Annotated in this window: 18 protein-coding genes; 7 read left to right on the top strand and 11 right to left on the bottom strand. The window is 40.5% G+C overall.

What is annotated here, in order from left to right:
• Positions 1-137 precede the first annotated feature (137 nt).
• From AB4160_RS12910 to AB4160_RS12945, 8 genes are all read right to left on the bottom strand, one after another.
• Positions 138-2027, bottom strand: a complete 1890-nt coding sequence (locus AB4160_RS12910) for a DUF885 family protein (RefSeq protein ID WP_102440628.1) — start codon at positions 2025-2027, stop codon at positions 138-140.
• A gap of 368 nt (positions 2028-2395) precedes the next feature.
• Complete coding sequence (hemW, locus tag AB4160_RS12915; RefSeq protein ID WP_102475648.1) at positions 2396-3547, bottom strand: radical SAM family heme chaperone HemW; 1152 nt, start codon at positions 3545-3547, stop codon at positions 2396-2398.
• Positions 3548-3552: 5 nt separating this feature from the next.
• Positions 3553-4152, bottom strand: coding sequence for an RdgB/HAM1 family non-canonical purine NTP pyrophosphatase (gene rdgB, locus AB4160_RS12920; RefSeq protein WP_303461708.1), 600 nt, complete (start codon positions 4150-4152; stop codon positions 3553-3555).
• A 308-nt stretch (positions 4153-4460) separates the two neighbouring features.
• Complete coding sequence (locus tag AB4160_RS12925) at positions 4461-4895, bottom strand: DUF4426 domain-containing protein (RefSeq protein ID WP_102440625.1); 435 nt, start codon at positions 4893-4895, stop codon at positions 4461-4463.
• A 213-nt stretch (positions 4896-5108) separates the two neighbouring features.
• Positions 5109-5408: a DUF167 family protein YggU gene (gene yggU, locus AB4160_RS12930; RefSeq protein WP_102440624.1), complete on the bottom strand. Its 300-nt coding sequence runs from the start codon at positions 5406-5408 to the stop codon at positions 5109-5111.
• Positions 5409-5450: 42 nt separating this feature from the next.
• A complete protein-coding gene (locus AB4160_RS12935) occupies positions 5451-6002 on the bottom strand; it encodes a YggT family protein (RefSeq protein ID WP_102440623.1) in 552 nt (183 codons plus the stop codon).
• Positions 6003-6088: 86 nt separating this feature from the next.
• A complete protein-coding gene (gene proC / locus AB4160_RS12940; protein WP_102440622.1) occupies positions 6089-6907 on the bottom strand; it encodes a pyrroline-5-carboxylate reductase in 819 nt (272 codons plus the stop codon).
• 138 nt (positions 6908-7045) lie between these two features.
• On the bottom strand, positions 7046-7741 hold the full coding sequence (locus AB4160_RS12945) for a YggS family pyridoxal phosphate-dependent enzyme (RefSeq protein WP_102440640.1): 696 nt from the start codon (positions 7739-7741) through the stop codon (positions 7046-7048).
• 35 nt (positions 7742-7776) lie between these two features.
• Here AB4160_RS12945 and AB4160_RS12950 point away from each other — a divergent pair, with 35 nt between their 5' ends.
• The 5 genes from AB4160_RS12950 (at position 7777) to hemH (ending at position 13113) form a co-directional block, all read left to right on the top strand.
• Positions 7777-8814 (top strand): type IV pilus twitching motility protein PilT, encoded by a 1038-nt coding sequence (locus AB4160_RS12950; protein WP_076542380.1) that lies wholly within the window; start codon positions 7777-7779, stop codon positions 8812-8814.
• 11 nt (positions 8815-8825) lie between these two features.
• Positions 8826-9938, top strand: a complete 1113-nt coding sequence (locus tag AB4160_RS12955) for a PilT/PilU family type 4a pilus ATPase (RefSeq protein WP_102440621.1) — start codon at positions 8826-8828, stop codon at positions 9936-9938.
• Between the two features lie 189 nt (positions 9939-10127).
• Positions 10128-11249: a hypothetical protein gene (locus AB4160_RS12960; protein ID WP_102475767.1), complete on the top strand. Its 1122-nt coding sequence runs from the start codon at positions 10128-10130 to the stop codon at positions 11247-11249.
• A 225-nt stretch (positions 11250-11474) separates the two neighbouring features.
• Positions 11475-11954, top strand: a complete 480-nt coding sequence (locus AB4160_RS12965) for a glutathione peroxidase (protein WP_372000042.1) — start codon at positions 11475-11477, stop codon at positions 11952-11954.
• Positions 11955-12099: 145 nt separating this feature from the next.
• Positions 12100-13113: a ferrochelatase gene (gene hemH / locus AB4160_RS12970; protein WP_372004873.1), complete on the top strand. Its 1014-nt coding sequence runs from the start codon at positions 12100-12102 to the stop codon at positions 13111-13113.
• A gap of 69 nt (positions 13114-13182) precedes the next feature.
• Here the strand turns inward: hemH and ruvX are convergent, their stop codons facing one another.
• The 3 genes from ruvX to yciH all read right to left on the bottom strand — a co-directional run bounded on the left by ruvX (position 13183) and on the right by yciH (position 14771).
• Entirely contained in the window at positions 13183-13605 is a 423-nt protein-coding gene (ruvX, locus tag AB4160_RS12975; RefSeq protein ID WP_102440617.1) for a Holliday junction resolvase RuvX, read from the bottom strand.
• Between the two features lie 128 nt (positions 13606-13733).
• Entirely contained in the window at positions 13734-14294 is a 561-nt protein-coding gene (locus tag AB4160_RS12980; protein WP_102440616.1) for a YqgE/AlgH family protein, read from the bottom strand.
• Between the two features lie 147 nt (positions 14295-14441).
• Positions 14442-14771: a stress response translation initiation inhibitor YciH gene (yciH, locus tag AB4160_RS12985; protein WP_102440615.1), complete on the bottom strand. Its 330-nt coding sequence runs from the start codon at positions 14769-14771 to the stop codon at positions 14442-14444.
• 389 nt (positions 14772-15160) lie between these two features.
• On the opposite strand from yciH, the gene AB4160_RS12990 reads away from it, so the two are divergent.
• Positions 15161-15721, top strand: coding sequence for a DUF4136 domain-containing protein (locus AB4160_RS12990; RefSeq protein ID WP_372004876.1), 561 nt, complete (start codon positions 15161-15163; stop codon positions 15719-15721).
• 256 nt (positions 15722-15977) lie between these two features.
• Complete coding sequence (gene rfaH, locus AB4160_RS12995; protein ID WP_102475763.1) at positions 15978-16469, top strand: transcription/translation regulatory transformer protein RfaH; 492 nt, start codon at positions 15978-15980, stop codon at positions 16467-16469.
• Positions 16470-17062: the final 593 nt, after the last annotated feature.

Here is a 17062-nt window from a genome sequence, read left to right on the forward strand (position 1 = left end):
CTCGTTATTGAACTTGTTATTGCCTTGGTAATTTATAGAGTGGCGCTCATTACTTAGATTTCATTACTTAGGCTTTAGTACGAGCCAAAAAGAAGGCCACTAAAAAGTGGCCTTAGATAACTTAATCGATTGGTTGATTAACCGCGATTTGAGTCTGCTGATTGGCTTAATAGCTCAGGTTTATTGGTTTGATTAATCCAATTGTCCACTTCAGCTTCTAATACATCTAATGGTACAGGGCCATTTTGCAGTACTAGGGTATGGAACTGACGAATATCAAACTTGTCACCTAATTTAAGCTTGGCGTTTTCACGTAGCTCTAACACTTTAATCATACCGACTTTATAGGCAGTAGCTTGGCCAGGCATCACCACGTGGCGTTCTACCATTTTAATGGCATCAGACTTAGCATTTGGGGTGTTGTCTACGTAGTATTGGATACCTTGCTCACGAGTCCATTGTTGAGTGTGGATCCCTGTGTCTACAACCAGACGACAAGCACGCCATAGCTCCATCGCTAAGCGGCCAAAGTCAGAGTAGGGATCAGCATACAAGCCCATTTCTTTAGGGAAGTATTCAGTATAAAGACCCCAGCCTTCAATATAGGCAGTATAGCCACCGAATTTTCTAAATTTAGGAATACCTTCCAGCTCTTGGGCAATGGCAATTTGCATGTGATGCCCAGGGATCCCCTCATGATAAGCCAAGGCTTCCATTTGGTAAGTGGGCATTGCTTTCATGTCATACAAGTTGGCGTAGTAAGTACCAGGGCGTGAACCATCGGGAGCGGGTTGATCATAGAATGCTTTACCAGCAGACTTTTCGCGAAAGGCTTCAACAGGTTTAACGATTAATCCGGCTTTAGGTTTAATATTAAACACTTCACCTAAGCGTGACTCCATATTATCAATTAGGTCTTTAGCTTCGGTAATGTAACGAGTTTTACCTTCATCGGTGTTGGGGTAATAAAATTGTTCATCATCACGCATGAAAGCCATAAACTCGGCTAAGTTGCCGGTATAATTTACTTTTTTCATGATCGCACGCATTTCATTATGAATACGTTCAACTTCTGCTAAACCTAACTGATGAATTGTTTCAGAGCTCATATCAGTCGTCGTAATACGATTTAGACGAGTATTATAAAAATCTTCGCCTAAAGGTAACTTCCACACCCCATCACGGCTATCAGCTTTGGCTTCTAATTCATGTAAATAGCTGATTAAATTGTCATACCCAGGTTTTACACTTTTAATTAAGGCTGTTTTAGCTGCCGCCAATAATTCATCTTTTTGAGCTTGGGTAATATCGAGCTTCTCGATTTTACGGTTAATATCACCCCATAGGGTGCTTTTAACTTCAGTATCAGTAAAAGGTGCACCCTTGATAATATTTTCGCTGTCTGAAATCACATAAGGGAAGACAAACTTTGGCGCGATAATATTTTTATCGGCGCGAATTTTTAATGCATCGATCACTTGCTCAGTTACATGCTTTACACCGTTTAAACGGCTAATGTAAGCCTGTGCATCACTGACATTTTCAACTTGATGTTGATTGATAAGGAAGGTAGCAATAAACGAATGACTACCACGCATCTGGTTTACAGGGTAATTATGGTAACGCCATTTATCATCGCTGATTTGCTGCTCTAAGCCTTGTTTCATTAATTTGTAGCTAAGTGCCGTTTGCTTGTCTAACTTAGCAACATTAATAGTTTCAAGTTGTTTTAAATGCTTTTTAGCTCTGGCTAAGTCTTCGTCAGCAGATTTATCACTAAAATCACCCCATTTGTCATAATCAGTTTTGATGCGTAAATAGGTTTGGGAAATCGGGCTAGCCATTACATTTTCCATGAACATACTTTCAAACAGCTCATTGGCTTTTTCTGACTCGGTGGTGGCTGTTTTAGTGGAGGCTACTGTATTGGTTAAAGGTTGGTGCCCTGCAGTGTGGGCGATTGCGGCGTTTGATAATAAGCTGGTTAAAGCAACGGCTATTAATGTCGTTTTTGTTGTTAGTCGCATAGGGTTTCCGTTAGCAAAGTAATAGAACAGGAGATCGATTGATATCCTAAATGACACAAGCATAAATGTATAACGTGAAATGTTAGCAATTGTGTCTTAAATGTTGCTGAATTTACAGGGTAAATGCGAAATGATTTATTTAGTGACTTGCAGGCACTTTGCTTAAAGCGCCAAGCTTAATGGGCAAAGGAAATCAAAAAAAGCCTAATGCATTAACCTTGTTTTATAAAGGTAATCCATCAGGCTTTTATATAGGCTAGTAATAAATAGGCTAGTAATAAATAGGCTAGTAATAAATATGCCAGTAATAAGTAGACTAGTTATATAGGCTAGTAATAACTTTAATAAATCAGCTAGCTATAAAGTAGCTAATCTAAAAACTGCGACAAAATATCATTAACAAACATATGGCCTTTGGCGGTTAATTGCCAATGGGTCTCAGTTTCGGTTAATAAGCCTCTTTTAATTGATTTAGCAATACCTTCATCAAGCTCTGACACAGGTAAGCCGGTGCGCAGTTCAAATTCAGTTTTAGGGATAGCCGTCATTAACCTGAGTCGATTCATTAAATATTCAAGGGCGCGATCTTCAGCTAGCACTTCAGTAGTTTCACTGGTGTAATCTGACGTTGCTAGATAACCCTTCGGATGCTTAATTTTGACGGTGCGAATAATCTTATTGAGCTCAGGTTGAGTAATCTTGCCATGGGCGCCGCAGCCAATCCCCAAGTAATCGCCAAACTGCCAATAATTGAGATTATGTTTGCACTGAAATCCATCTTTGGCATAAGCAGAGATTTCATATTGCACATAGCCAAGTGCTGCTAGCTTCTTCTGTCCTTGCTCATAGATATGCCACAAGTTTTCATCGTCAGGCAATTGTGGCGGTTTAGAGTGAAATAAGGTATTTGGCTCTATGGTCAGTTGATACCAAGATAAATGCGGTGGCATTAACCCAGCAGCAGTATCGATATCGGCCATGGCTTCATCAAATGACTGATTAGGTAAGCCGTGCATTAAATCTAAGTTAAAGCTGTTGTAACCTGCATTACGGGCTGTATTAGCAGCGGTAACGGCTTCATCCTCATCATGGATACGGCCAAGAAGGTTGAGTTTATCTTTTGAGAAACTTTGCACCCCAATGGACAAGCGCGTCACCCCTGCAGCGCGATATGCGGCAAAGTCATCATGCTCTAACGTACCCGGATTGGCTTCCATGGTAATTTCAATATCATCTTCAAAACCAATGGCGGCTTCAGCACCGGCTAGAATGCGCTGTATTTGGGTGGCTTCAAATAAAGATGGCGTGCCGCCACCAATAAAAATGCTGTGAAGTTTTCGCCCTTGTACATAGTGAAGGTCGTGATTGAGATCGGCTAAAAGTGCATCAACATAAGCTTGTTGCGGTAATACTCCATGCTGACCATGGGAGTTAAAATCACAATATGGGCACTTTTGAACGCACCAAGGGATATGGATATATAAGCTCAGTGGTGGCAGAGATAATTTCGCTGATTGCATGATAGTTACTTAATAATCCCTTTGGCTTTCATAGCGTCTACAAGCAAAGTAAGTGCTAACCCACGGTGGCTCAACTGGTTTTTTTGCTCACTTGAAAGCTCGGCAGCCGAAATATCAAACCCCTGTGGAATAAAGATAGGGTCGTAGCCATGGCCTTGCTCACCTTGAGGGCTCAATCCTATAGTGCCTTCCCATGCCGCTTGGCAAACTATTGGGGTTGGGTCTTTAGCATGGCGCATATAAACCAATACACACTGAAAGCGTGCTTTGCGCTGTGTTTTGTCTGCTAATGCAGCAAGTAATTTAAGGTAGTTGTCTTGCTCGCTGGCGCCTTCGCCGCCGTAACGGGCTGAATAAATCCCCGGTGCGCCTTGAAGGGCATCAACTTCTAAACCAGAATCATCTGCGATTGCGGCTTTACCAGTGATTTCTGCAGCGTGACGGGCTTTAATAATGGCATTTTCAATAAAGGTGGTGCCTGTTTCAGCCACTTCTGGAACGTTAAATTGGTTTTGCGGTAAAACCTCAATATCAAATTGGGCTAGCATCTGATCAAACTCTGTTAGTTTACCTTTGTTACCGCTTGCTAAAACAATCTGTTGCATGGAATACCTTTTTATTAAATAAGGGGGCTGATGTTTTAAATAGTGCTTATGGGGTGAGCAGGCTTTGCAGTAAACTAAAACTCACATCAAATAAGTGGCATCTAGCCTTAAAAAAGGCTTAGTTTTCGCCTTGACTGGCTATTTAAATTTTCATCAATGAAATTGGCCTAATGATACCTAAGCACTGAGTTGATAGACAGCAGCAAAGGATAAAATAGCTATGGTTTGCGCAACTAAATAAAAAGCTAAACCTTGAGGTTTAGCTTGTTAAAAGTGCAAAATCATTTGAAATAAGCCGCTGTTTAGCCTTATTCCACATAAAATTTTTGTTTGAACTTTAACGATGTATTGAGCTTATTGCCGTACTTTATCGTCAGGTTAAAGTTGATTTGTTGATCGTCTCGGTATGGCACTTGGGCGATATAATAAATAGCATCGCCTTCACGGATTTCTTTAAACTCTAAATCCATTCGTGCATCAAGTAAGTTGTTGGCTACGCCAGCGATTTCAACAGCAACGGCGGGATTACCTTCTTGACTGGTATCTAACACTGCAATATTGACAATACCGTTGTAATTACTGCGTTCAATACCATAGGTTTTGGCAATAGCAGGGGTAATAAAGGTACTACCTAATGCCATGTAATGAATATCATAATTACCGACAGTCTGTTTTTGTTCTGCTTGAACGGTCGTTAGGGTACTCATTAAAATGACAAAGCTACATAAAAGGGTGCGAAACATAATCTAAATCCTTGATCGACTCTGTGTTGCTAACAACTGGCTTAATTGACCTAGCGGGTTAGTTTAGCCCTAGGTTAGTTAATCGTCGCGACGAAAGAGTTGATTCACTAATTGGAATGTAGACTTAAGTATAGAGAATTTTTAGCCAGATCACCCGTAATTGGATCATTTTGATGGATGATTTCAATAATGGATGATTTCACTAATCGATGCTTAGTTGCATTGGGCTATTATCTGCGATATTTCAGGCGGGATCTTTAACGGGCTAAGTATCTTCACTTGCTTATGACGGCCTTGAAGCCCTTTTAGAAGCATCACATCAGACTTTGGCACTTTAAAGGCTTTGGCTAAATACTTTATCAGGTGGCTATTGGCTTTACCGTCGATTGGCGGGGCTGTGATGGCGATTTTTATTTCATCACCATGTAAGCCCACAATTTTATCACGGCTGGCCTTAGGCTGAATATAAAGGTTCAGCAACAGGTTACTCTGTTGCTGAATAACGACAGGCATCAGCTTAAGCTCGCTCGGAGGTTAAAACGGAAAACATGAAATTTAAACCTGAGCCCAAAATGGAATGTATTGCGCTAACAAAATATTAAGGAAGTTCATTGCAATCAGCACTAACATCACCGATAAGTCTAAACCACCCATAGGAGGCAGGATACGACGAACAGGGGCTAAAAAGGGTTCGGTAAGTTGATCCATTACCATCACAATCGGGTTGTGACCTTGGTTAAACCAGCTAAGCAGTGCGCGCAGAATGAGTACCCAAAACAGTAATACTCCAGCTTCTTTTAATACTGAAACCACAGTAAGAACACCAAGCATTAATGGGTCAAATAGCGCAGCAGGTGTCATAGCGGTAAGTATTGAATATTTTATAAATACCACCAATAAGGCCAGTACGATTGATGCGGTATCAATACTGCCCATAGACGGCAATACACGGCGCATTGGGGCTATGATAGGTTGAGTGGCTTTAATCACAAACTGGCTAAATGGATTGTAAAAATCAGCTCTGGCTAATTGTAGCCAAAAGCGCAGCAGGACTATCATAAGATAAAGACCAAAAACGGTATCGATTAAGAAATGTAGTGCATTCATTGAGTGTGCCTTAGTTGATCTGAAGTTGATCTAAAATTGAACTGAAAATTATCTTCACGGGCTATTTTCCATTAAATATCGTTTGTTTAAAATGTTTTTGCCATTTCTTGTGCCCGTTTTATGCAGTTTGTCATAGCTTTATCCACTAAACCGCGTAAATCGCCTTGTTCGAAGGTTTCAACCGCTTGAGCTGTAGTGCCGCCTTTTGAGGTAACATTATTACGCAAGGTTGCTAATGAAAGTTGTGGATTTTGAATCACCATTTGCGCCGCGCCTAATGCCGCCTGCTGGGCAAGCGCTCTTGCTGTGGTTTCATCCATGCCAGATTTAATGCCATGGTCAATCATAGACTCAATAAACAAGAAAAAATAAGCCGGTGAACTGCCAGCTAATGCAATCACTTGGTTAAGCTCGTCTTCTTTTTCAACCCAAACTATTTTGCCACCACTTATCATTAAGGTTTCGCAAATTTGTTTATGCTCTGCTGAAATGGATTCATCGGCGTATAAGCCTGTCATACCCACGCCAATTTGCGTTGGTGTATTAGGCATAGTGCGAATAAGGTTAATCGGTTGCTTAAAATAATCGACATAGCGCGCCGCAGGAATGCCTGCAGCGATAGTGATTAATAACTTTTTTGATAAATCTAACTGACTTAGTTGTTCACACACCATTTGCATTAACTGCGGTTTTACGCTGAGTACAATCACATCTGCATCATCTGCAGCAGCAATATTGTCGTGAGATACACCAATATTAAAATCGGCTTTTAACGCATCTAATTTACCAACACTGGGATTGGTGGCGTGAATACGATCTGCTGGGTAACCATTACTGACTAAACCACTGATAATTGAGCGGGGCATATTGCCTGCACCGATAAAACATACTTTTGCTTGAGTCATATTAAGGGTCACTTTTAATTTTTATGTCGGCTGTTATTTGCTAATTGCTTATTTACTAATGTTTGGGCTATTGCTTACTAATACAAGCAGTAGCGGATAAATTTTAATTAATGATTTGGCGTTTTTGGCCTTTAGGGTTTATGGGTAATCTCGAGCGCCAAATATTGCGGTGCCAATTCTGACCATGGTAGAGCCATGCTCAATCGCCACCGCCAGATCATTACTCATGCCCATTGATAGGGTGTCAATGTCAGGGTATTGGCTTTTTAGCTGCGCAAAAAGCTGTTGCAGTTTGGCAAATTCTTGGCGTTGCAGAGCGATATCGCTGGTGGCAGTCGGTATGGCCATTAAGCCTCTTAAAGTCAAATTAGGGAGCGATGCTATCACCTTAGCTAAAGCGCTAACCTCGGTCGCTATCACCCCTGACTTTGATGCCTCTTCACTGATATTAACTTGAATACACACTTGCAACGGCGCTTTGCCTGCTGGTCTTTGGTCATTGAGGCGCTTAGCGATTTTTTCACGACTTAAAGTGTGCATCCAATCAAAATGCTCGGCAACAATACGCGACTTGTTGGACTGCAAAGGGCCGATAAAATGCCACTCAATATCACAATAGTCATCTTTTAGTGCGAGGACTTTTTCTTCGCCCTCTTGGACATAATTTTCACCAAAGCAGCGCTGGCCCGCTTGATAAGCCTCAATAATAGCCGATATGGGCTTAGTTTTACTGACGGCAAGTAAGGTGACTTCTTCACTATTACGTGAACAATTTTGCGTCGCTTGTGCAATTTGGCTCTGGGCGATTGATATTCGGTCTGCTATTGTTGTCATATTGTTTTGATTTGTTTGAATGGATGTCATTAGTCATGGAAATAACTGAGTTACTTGCCTTTAGTGTAAAGCACAATGCATCAGATCTACACCTTTCTGCCGGTGTTTCTCCGATGATTCGCGTTGATGGTGAAGTGAGAAAAATCAACTTACCCGCATTAGACCATCAAGCTGTTCATGGATTAGTCTATGACATCATGAATGATAAACAGCGTAAGGACTTCGAAGAACATTTAGAAATCGATTTCTCGTTCGAAGTGCCAAACCTTGCCCGTTTTCGTGTTAACGCATTTAACCAATCCCGTGGGGCAGGTGCCGTTTTCCGTACCATTCCCAGCGATATATTATCACTTGAGCAGTTAGGCGCTCCTGAAATTTTCAAAAAGATTTCAAGCTTCCCTCGTGGATTAGTCTTAGTAACAGGGCCGACAGGTTCTGGTAAGTCTACAACACTAGCGGCGATGGTGGATTATATTAATAATGAACGCCATGACCATATTCTGACCATTGAAGACCCAATAGAATTTGTGCACCAAAATAAGCAATGTTTGGTCAACCAACGTGAAGTGCATAAACATACCCATAGTTTTGAAGCGGCGCTTCGAAGTGCACTGCGTGAAGATCCCGATGTTATTCTTGTGGGTGAGATGCGTGACCTTGAAACCATTCGCTTAGCAATGACAGCAGCAGAAACCGGTCATTTAGTTTTTGGTACCTTGCATACCACTTCAGCGGCTAAAACCGTTGACCGTATTGTTGATGTATTCCCTGCAGGCGAAAAGGACATGGTACGTACTATGTTGTCTGAATCTTTGCAGGCGGTTATATCGCAAACCTTAATTAAAAAGGTTGGCGGCGGCCGAGTGGCAGCTCACGAAATTATGATGGGCACGCCAGCTATTCGTAACCTTATTCGTGAAGATAAAGTCGCACAAATGTATTCAGCTATTCAAACGGGTATGTCTCATGGAATGCAAACCCTTGAACAGTGTCTACAAAACCTAGTCAATCGCGGCCTTATTAGCCGTGATGATGCCATGTCAAAAAGCTCTAACAAACAAGCTAACTTTTAAAGGAAAGTAAAATGGATGTGCATCCTTTTTTAAAGGTAATGGTTGACAGAAAGGCTTCAGATTTATTTATTACTGCAGGCTTTCCGCCCAGCGCCAAAATTGATGGTGAGCTAAGACCACTATCGGATAATAGCTTTAACCCTGAGCAGTCATTAGAGTTTGTTGAATCCTTAATGACAGAGGTGCAAAAGAAGGAGTTTCACGAGTCTCGTGAATGTAACTTTGCTTTTGCTGCAAAAGATTTAGGCCGTTTCCGTGTCAGTGCTTTTTGGCAACGTGAATCACCCGGCTGCGTGATGCGCCGAATTGAAACCAAAATTCCTGAAGTTGATGACTTAAAACTACCGCCGATCCTTAAAGACTTGGTGATGAGTAAACGTGGTTTGATCATCATGGTGGGTGGCACTGGTACTGGTAAATCAACTTCGCTGGCAGCATTAGTGGGTTATCGTAATGCCCATGCTCGCGGGCATATTTTGACCATAGAAGACCCAGTAGAATTTGTTCATGACCATCGCAAAAGTATTATCACCCAGCGAGAAGTCGGTATTGATACTGATTCATTTGATGCCGCGCTTAAAAGTTCGCTGCGTCAAGCGCCCGATGTGATTTTGATTGGTGAAATTCGTACTCAAGAAACCATGGAGTTTGCCTTAACATTTGCTGAAACAGGTCACTTATGTATGGCGACCTTGCATGCTAACAACGCTAACCAAGCGTTAGACCGTATTATGCATTTAGTGCCTGAGAGCAAGCATAACCAGCTATTGTTTGATTTATCATTAAACCTTCGCGGTATTGTGGCGCAGCAATTAGTGGCAAAATCTGATGGTAGTGGCCGTAGGGCAGCAATCGAAGTGTTAATTAATACTCCACGTATAGCCAGTTTGATTGCTAACAATGAGCTGCATTTACTCAAAGAAACCATGGCTAAATCAAGAGAGCAGGGCATGCAAACATTCGACCAAGCCTTGTTGGATTTATATCTTGAAAAAGAGATTAGCTATGCCGATGCATTACATCACGCTGATTCACCCAATGATTTACGCTTAATGATTAAACTGCAAAGTAATGAAGCTAACTCGTCAGGGATGATGGATGGGGTGACATTTGATATGAATTAACGGCTAATGTTGGTTGTGCTTTTAACTATGTGTTCACATTAGTGTTAATCTCCATTGATATTATTAAATATTTTATAAAAAGGCCAAGGCGTAAGCCTTGGCCTTTTTTAACGTTACAAATACTTACCATTTACAGTCTGCTAATTTGCTATAATAACAATCCAACCAATTACCCCCCCTAGGGATCCCATGTTTAGTTTCAAAAAAAACGTATTAGCAACATCGCTAATAGCGGCATTTACACTTATGTCATCTTCGGCTCAGGCTGTCAGTATTAATGATGAGCTCGATATTGGTGGGGCAGTAAGGGTAAATTATGGTTGGCAAGATTACGCTGATGGTAATGGCACGCTTGAGTTTGAACTGTTTAGAGCTGATGTAAATTACAAATCAGACAGTGGCTTATTTGCCTCAGCCCAATACCGCTGGTATGAGTATATGGATGTGGTACACCATGCTTATATGGGTTATCAATTTGATGAAAACCAAAAGGTGCAAGTGGGCGTCACGCAAGTGCCATTTGGCGTTATGCCAGTGGCTTCTCACTCATTTTGGTTTGGGGCGACTTATTATTTAGGCTTAGAAGATGATTATGATGCCGGTATTCATTATCAATACCAAGGCAATGGCTGGCGTTATGATGCCGCATACTTTGTTAATGATGAGTATGGTGATGGCAGTCGCTTCGATCGTTACTCATTTGATGTTGGCACAACAAAAGAGTCTCCTTATCAAGAAGCCGGCCAATTAAACTTACGCATTGAAAAAACCATAGGTGATGAGTTTAAGAGTAAACTTGGCGCGTCATTTCAATATAGTAATTTAGAATATGTACCAGATGGCTTTGAAAATGCAGCTGAAGGCGAAGATACCACAAGTATTACTGCAGCTGTACATTGGCAGTTAGATTGGCAGCAATGGCAATTACAAACTCAGTATATTCATTATGACTATGATTTAGACAACAGCAACCGCATCACCTTAGCTGCTTTTGCCGCGCCGTTTGAAATTGCCGCTAAAGCCGATGTGGTAACGTTGAACTTATCCCGTCAAATTGATGTGGATTGGGGCCCGATTAGCCAATTAAACTGTTACAACGATTACAGTCAGGTGGTCGCTTCTGGTGAAGGCTTAGATGACTCTATTCAAAATGTCACCGGTTGTATGATTGCTGCCGGTAAGTTTTATTCATATGTCGACTGGATTGCTGGCAAGAATATGTGGTTTGCTGGTGGCGATGGGATTGGCATTGATAATGGTGATACCGCTTGGCATTCTCGGCTCAATATTAATGTTGGCTTTTATTTCTAAGCCCAGTGTATCAGTTTGATCTGATACGCTTATTAAAACGTATATGTACTTGTGGCCTGTGTAGTCAAAACTTTTTGTCAAAGTGGCGTTAAAGCAAAAGCCGCAAGTATGATTTACCTTAAATAGATTATTTTAGATATATGTTGGAAAGGAATCAAAATGAACAAACTCTTATTATCAGCAGGCTTAATCGGTTTAAGCTTTAGCGCTTTTTCAACGAATTCAATGGCTAATAGCTGTCCTGAATACCTTAATGTAGAAGCCAGAAAATTACATTCTGAAGATACGGTCGATTTATGTGAGTTAACCGCAGGTAAACCAGTATTAATTGTTAATACCGCCAGTAACTGCGGTTTTACACCGCAATTTAAAGCACTTGAAGCGCTGCATCAGCAATATAAAGATGATTTAGTGGTCATTGGTTTTCCATCGGATGATTTCTTTCAAGAAGAAGATGATGAAGCCAAAACCGCAGATGTGTGTTTTTTAAATTACGGCGTGACATTCACCATGGTGTCGACCTCTGCAGTCAGAGGCAGCGATGTTAACTCGGTATTTTCTTATTTAGGTGAAAAATCAGCAGCGCCTAAATGGAATTTTTATAAATACCTTGTTAGCGCAGACGGTGAAAGTGTGCAGCAATTCAACTCTCGAGTAAAACCAGATAGCGAAGAGTTGAAAAAAGCGATAGAGTCAGTGCTATAAATAATAATATTGCTAATAAAGCATAAGCTTGCAGATAAATTTGCGTGGCTATTATTAGCATGACAAATAGCCGTTATTGGATGATGCCTTAAGTAATAAATATTTAATCGGGCATCATCAATAATCACTTTTCTCGGAGTCAATCTTGTTCAAATTTTCTGGATTAAGTAAAGAAGTCGGCCACAAAACCCGTGGCAAAACCGGTGTGCTGTTAATGAATTTAGGCACCCCTGATGAACCTACCGCCTCAGCCGTTCGTCGCTACCTCGCAGAATTTTTATCTGACCCTCGGGTAGTCGAAATCCCTAAATTAGTGTGGATGTGTATCTTACACGGGATTATTTTAAGAGTGCGCCCAGCAAAATCTGCAGCACTTTACAAAGAAGTGTGGACCAAAGATGGTTCGCCTTTAATGGATATTAGCTTACGTCAACAGGCCAAGCTTGATGCCTTGTTTAAGCAGCACGATGTCGATGCATCAGTGCATTTATCCATGCGTTACGGTAACCCATCAACCCCAAGTGTGTTACAGCAAATGCACAAAGACGGAATTGATAAGATTATTGTTTTACCGCTTTATCCTCAATATGCCGCACCTACCACTGCGTCAGCCTTTGATGCTATTGCCAAAGAGCTATGTAAATGGCGCTATATTCCAGCGCTGCATTTTATTAATACCTACCATGACGATCCTAACTTTATTGATGCATTAGCTAAATCAATTCAAGCGGATTTTGACGCAAATGGAAAACCGGAAAAGCTAGTGTTGTCTTATCACGGTATGCCAGAACGTAATCTGCATTTAGGCGATCCTTACTATTGTTTTTGCGTTAAAAGTACTCGCTTAGTGGTCGAAAAACTAGGTTTGACGGAAGACGAATATGTGATGACCTTCCAATCACGTTTTGGTAAAGCCAAGTGGTTACAGCCTTATACCGATGCCACCATGGAAGCGTTACCAGGCCAAGGCATTACCGATATCGCAGTTGTTTGCCCTGCATTTAGCGCAGACTGCTTAGAAACATTAGAAGAAATAAAAGGTGAGAACCGCGAAGTATTTGAACATGCCGGTGGTAAAAAATTCCGCTACATTGAATGTTTAAATGATAATGATGACCATATCAATATGATGGCCAATCTGTTGAAGCCTTATCTTTAATTAATGCAATGGTGAACAATAAAAAAGGAGTCAGTTGACTCCTTTTTTGTGTCTAGAATTTAAAGCTAGTTATGAATACTGGTTTTCGAAATAGCTTTCGATAATCAGGACTGCAGATACTGCATCAACTTGGCCTTTGGTGAGCTTTTTATAGCCGCCTAATTCAAATAGTCTTGCTTTGGCGTCTGTGGTGGTGAGGCGCTCATCTTGAGTGACCACTTTTACCCCAAAGCGGCCACTAATGCGATTGGCAAATTTTCGCGCCCGCTGAGTCATCTCTTGTTCGGTACCGTCCATATTAAGCGGTAAACCAACAACGACTAAATCAGGTTGCCACTCTTTTAGTACCGCTTCAATTTCATCCCAATTAGGGATGCCATCATTGGCTTTTATGGCCGAAATTGGTGCCGCACTTGACGTGATTTCCTGGCCAACCGCAACACCGATACTTTTGGTGCCAAAATCAAAGCCTAATACTGTTTTAGATTGCATGTTGTTCTCTGGATAATCGTAATAATGAGTATCGACAGTTGCAAAGCCAATTGATTAACTGACAGCAATTGAAGATGAATACTTGGCGTTTATAAACATTAATTGGTGTATTAGCGAGTTTTAAAAGCTTAAGAGTGACCAACTTGTGATGATATTTGCCAAATATCAAAGCCTAATTGTTTGGTGGCTTGAGTCCAAAGCTGATTATAGTCTTGGTTAAAAACGAGTTCGGGTGTAGCTTCAATAGTTAACCAGGTGTTTTCAGCTAACTCTTCTTCTAACTGGTTTTTGCTCCAACCAGCATAGCCTAGAGCGACAATAAATTGTTTTGGCGACTCTTCAGTGCCTAGGGCATTAAGCACATCTCGTGATGTGGTTAGCATGCAAAATTCACTTACGGGCTCACTATTGACCCAATCAGTTTGTGGCGTATGCAATACAAAGCCTCTGTCGGTATCAACTGGGCCGCCTAAAACTACCGATTCTTCAAGGGGTAGGCTTAATTGCACTTTTTTAGCTAAGCCAATTTGCTCTAGCAGCTCATCAATAACGATATTGGTTGGCCGATTGATCATTACGCCCATGGCGCCTTTATCGTTATGCTCGCAAATATAAATGACAGCACGCTCAAAAAAAGACTCATCTAAAGAGGGCATAGCAATTAACAGATGACCTTGTAAACTGTCCATTATTTATCCTTTTGAAAAACTAGGTGTCAATTTAACATACATACTTAAATGCCCTTAAACCCGAGGTTGTGATTTAAGCTTGATTGGCGATTGCTAATACTTAGACTTAGGCAAATACTAATATTAAATGTAAGTATTAGCGTAGGCTTAACCACCAGCAAGTTTGACCGTATAGTTCATTTTCTCTAGCAAGGTTTTGATTTTTTCACGGTCATCAGTTTGCACTTCAATATTGAACTCTTTTACCGTACCCCCACAACCACATTGTTTTTTAAGTTTTTGCGCTAAGGCTTTTAACGCTTTAGCATCAAGCCCAAGCCCTTTAATGATACTAACGCCTTTTCCTTTACGGCCTTTACTGTCTTTATGGATGCGGACAATGCCGTCACCTACTGGAATTTGCTCTGTTGGCTTTTCTTGAGCAATTTTACCGCCATCGGTGCTATAAACTAAAGAAACATTAGGATCAATACGCATAGGTTCACTTGTACTTTACAATAAATAATCAATACACACAGTTTAACAAACTAACTGAGTTGGCTAAAGCAGCAAACGACCCCTCTAGCGGATAATCTAGCTGTTATCTTATTGGCGAGCACTAAGTGAATTCACTAAGCTCACTCATTAAGTCCATTCACTAAGCGCATTAACTAAGCTCATTAACTAAGCCCATTCACTAGGTAAGAATCATTTTCGCGGTGGTTAAGGCTAAAGCTTGCTGTTAAACATTTAGAAAACTGGCTAAAGCGACTATTGTTAATATTATCAGTTGATGATTATAGTTTAGCTAGGTAAGCTATTTATTAGCCTCATTAAAATGTATTTAATACAGAAACAGCCAGTTTGGGTTGTTATTCGGAGTTATTATGAAAAAGTTATTTGTTGCTGCAGCGGTTTTAGCATTAAGTGCATGTAGTACCTTAAAAACCAATACCGATTTTGATCCAGCCGTTTCATTTGACCAATATAAAACCTACTCTTGGGTCGAAAAGAAAAACCAAGATGCAAGTTATCATCTGGATGGCTTAATGGACCAACGTGTTCGCGATGCTGTTAACAACGAACTTGGGCAAAAAGGCTTAACAAAAGCAGACATTACTGAAGCTGACTTACTGGTTAACTACTTAACTAAAGTCGATAAAAAAATTAATGTCGACACCTTCAATACCAGTTTTGGTTACTACCCATATTATGGTCGTCGTGGCTGGGGCGGAGCTGGGATGAACACCCAAACCACAGTACGTGAATACGAAGTCGGCACCTTAATTGTTGATTTAATCGATAACAAAACCGGCAATTTAGTATGGCGCGGCAGTGTTGCAGATACTATCCGCAATAAAAACACCCCAGAAGAGCGAGTACTAATCATCAACTCGGCGATTTCACAAGTGATGTTGAACTATCCGCCACAGCCTGAAACAAAATAGGTTTTATTATTAGTTGTATTAGTTAAGTTACTCTTTATGATTAAACCGTATCTAATCTTGATACGGTTTTTTATTATTGTTCATTGAAAGCCCTCTTACGACGCCACATAAGTAATACAATTGAACACTTTCGTATCAATTTGCAGCATTTGAAATATTAAATATCAAAAAGCTTTCACTTAGCTTACTGGCTTTGATAAAATACTGCGCTTGGTGATAATGGACGTTACCTCGAATTATATTAAGTGAGTAGAAAATGAAGTCATGGTATTTGTTATATTGTAAGCCGCGCGGTGAAGTTAGAGCGCAACAAAACTTAGCATTACAACAAGTCGAAAGTTACTTACCTATCATTCAAGAAGAGAAAACCTCAAACGGAAAGACCAAACTCGTCGATGTCCCGCTATTCCCATGTTATTTGTTTATCTATTTTGATCCACTAGAAGTCAGTGTAAGCCGTATTCACTCAACTCGCGGTGCAAGTCGCATCATTGGTTGCAGTGAAACAATGACACCGATTGATGAGCGGATTATACAAGCAATAAAAAACAGAGTTTCAGTTCACAAGCCTGATGTTGAAAGTGATTTAATCGCAGGTGATAAAGTTCAGTTTACTGACGGGCCATTTGTAGACTTAGAAGCCATCTTTGAAGAAAAGAATGCCCAAAAACGATGCTTTGTATTGTTTAATATCATGGGGCAACAAAAAAGAATGTGTGTAGATAGTAGTAGCATTAAGAAAATTTAATGAACGCTAAGCGTTAATTTTTTACGTAATAGTGTTGATGTTTTGTTTTAATGCCAGGTTTTTATGTGCAGGAGATTCAGTTTTTTAAAATGACTTATTTAGGTACAAAAAATATAGGGTAACATAACGTGTTTTTACTAAAGGTTGCTATTTAACCATAGTTGCATTTAGTAAAAATAAGTTCGTATAAGTAAGAAGTCAGTATATAGGTTAGCAGTGACTTTTTAGGTTCAATCAAAATTAGAATTTCATTTATTGAAGGGCACGTTAGAAGCCGTAATCTATGGGCGGTAGCGTGTCTGAAGGGCATCGAATGAACAGTTTCATTCGTTTAGCTATAAGCCGAAAATCATTGTCGGGAACAATGATTAACAGCTTCAGCTGGCCCGAAGGGTGAAGTACAGGATGTACTGAATCAGGGCAATGCCCGCCACGCGGAACGGTAGCGTGTCTGAATTAGAATTGATTTAATTAAAACTGCTTTTATATTAGTTTGTTAGTTGCATAAAGCTAATATTAACCCTTTGTCACCCCAAACATAATTGTACAACAAATAATATCGGAGATAACTGGTGTTACATAAAACCAAAAAA

The organism is Shewanella sp. 10N.286.51.B8, assembly GCF_041469325.1.
GTDB lineage: Bacteria > Pseudomonadota > Gammaproteobacteria > Enterobacterales > Shewanellaceae > Shewanella.

What these genes read in the sequence shown, in the direction of transcription:
- AB4160_RS12990 (WP_372004876.1), top strand. Translation starts at nt 15,161, where the DNA reads ATGAAAAAGTTATTTGTTGCTGCAGCGGTTTTAGCATTAAGTGCATGT.
- hemW (WP_102475648.1), bottom strand. Translation starts at nt 3,547, where the DNA reads ATGCAATCAGCGAAATTATCTCTGCCACCACTGAGCTTATATATCCAT.
- yciH (WP_102440615.1), bottom strand. Translation starts at nt 14,771, where the DNA reads ATGCGTATTGATCCTAATGTTTCTTTAGTTTATAGCACCGATGGCGGT.
- AB4160_RS12925 (WP_102440625.1), bottom strand. Translation starts at nt 4,895, where the DNA reads ATGTTTCGCACCCTTTTATGTAGCTTTGTCATTTTAATGAGTACCCTA.
- rdgB (WP_303461708.1), bottom strand. Translation starts at nt 4,152, where the DNA reads ATGCAACAGATTGTTTTAGCAAGCGGTAACAAAGGTAAACTAACAGAG.
- ruvX (WP_102440617.1), bottom strand. Translation starts at nt 13,605, where the DNA reads ATGCAATCTAAAACAGTATTAGGCTTTGATTTTGGCACCAAAAGTATC.
- AB4160_RS12935 (WP_102440623.1), bottom strand. Translation starts at nt 6,002, where the DNA reads ATGAATGCACTACATTTCTTAATCGATACCGTTTTTGGTCTTTATCTT.
- proC (WP_102440622.1), bottom strand. Translation starts at nt 6,907, where the DNA reads ATGACTCAAGCAAAAGTATGTTTTATCGGTGCAGGCAATATGCCCCGC.
- rfaH (WP_102475763.1), top strand. Translation starts at nt 15,978, where the DNA reads ATGAAGTCATGGTATTTGTTATATTGTAAGCCGCGCGGTGAAGTTAGA.
- AB4160_RS12955 (WP_102440621.1), top strand. Translation starts at nt 8,826, where the DNA reads ATGGATGTGCATCCTTTTTTAAAGGTAATGGTTGACAGAAAGGCTTCA.
- AB4160_RS12965 (WP_372000042.1), top strand. Translation starts at nt 11,475, where the DNA reads ATGGCTAATAGCTGTCCTGAATACCTTAATGTAGAAGCCAGAAAATTA.
- AB4160_RS12950 (WP_076542380.1), top strand. Translation starts at nt 7,777, where the DNA reads ATGGAAATAACTGAGTTACTTGCCTTTAGTGTAAAGCACAATGCATCA.
- AB4160_RS12980 (WP_102440616.1), bottom strand. Translation starts at nt 14,294, where the DNA reads ATGGACAGTTTACAAGGTCATCTGTTAATTGCTATGCCCTCTTTAGAT.
- yggU (WP_102440624.1), bottom strand. Translation starts at nt 5,408, where the DNA reads ATGCCTGTCGTTATTCAGCAACAGAGTAACCTGTTGCTGAACCTTTAT.
- AB4160_RS12960 (WP_102475767.1), top strand. Translation starts at nt 10,128, where the DNA reads ATGTTTAGTTTCAAAAAAAACGTATTAGCAACATCGCTAATAGCGGCA.
- AB4160_RS12910 (WP_102440628.1), bottom strand. Translation starts at nt 2,027, where the DNA reads ATGCGACTAACAACAAAAACGACATTAATAGCCGTTGCTTTAACCAGC.
- AB4160_RS12945 (WP_102440640.1), bottom strand. Translation starts at nt 7,741, where the DNA reads ATGACAACAATAGCAGACCGAATATCAATCGCCCAGAGCCAAATTGCA.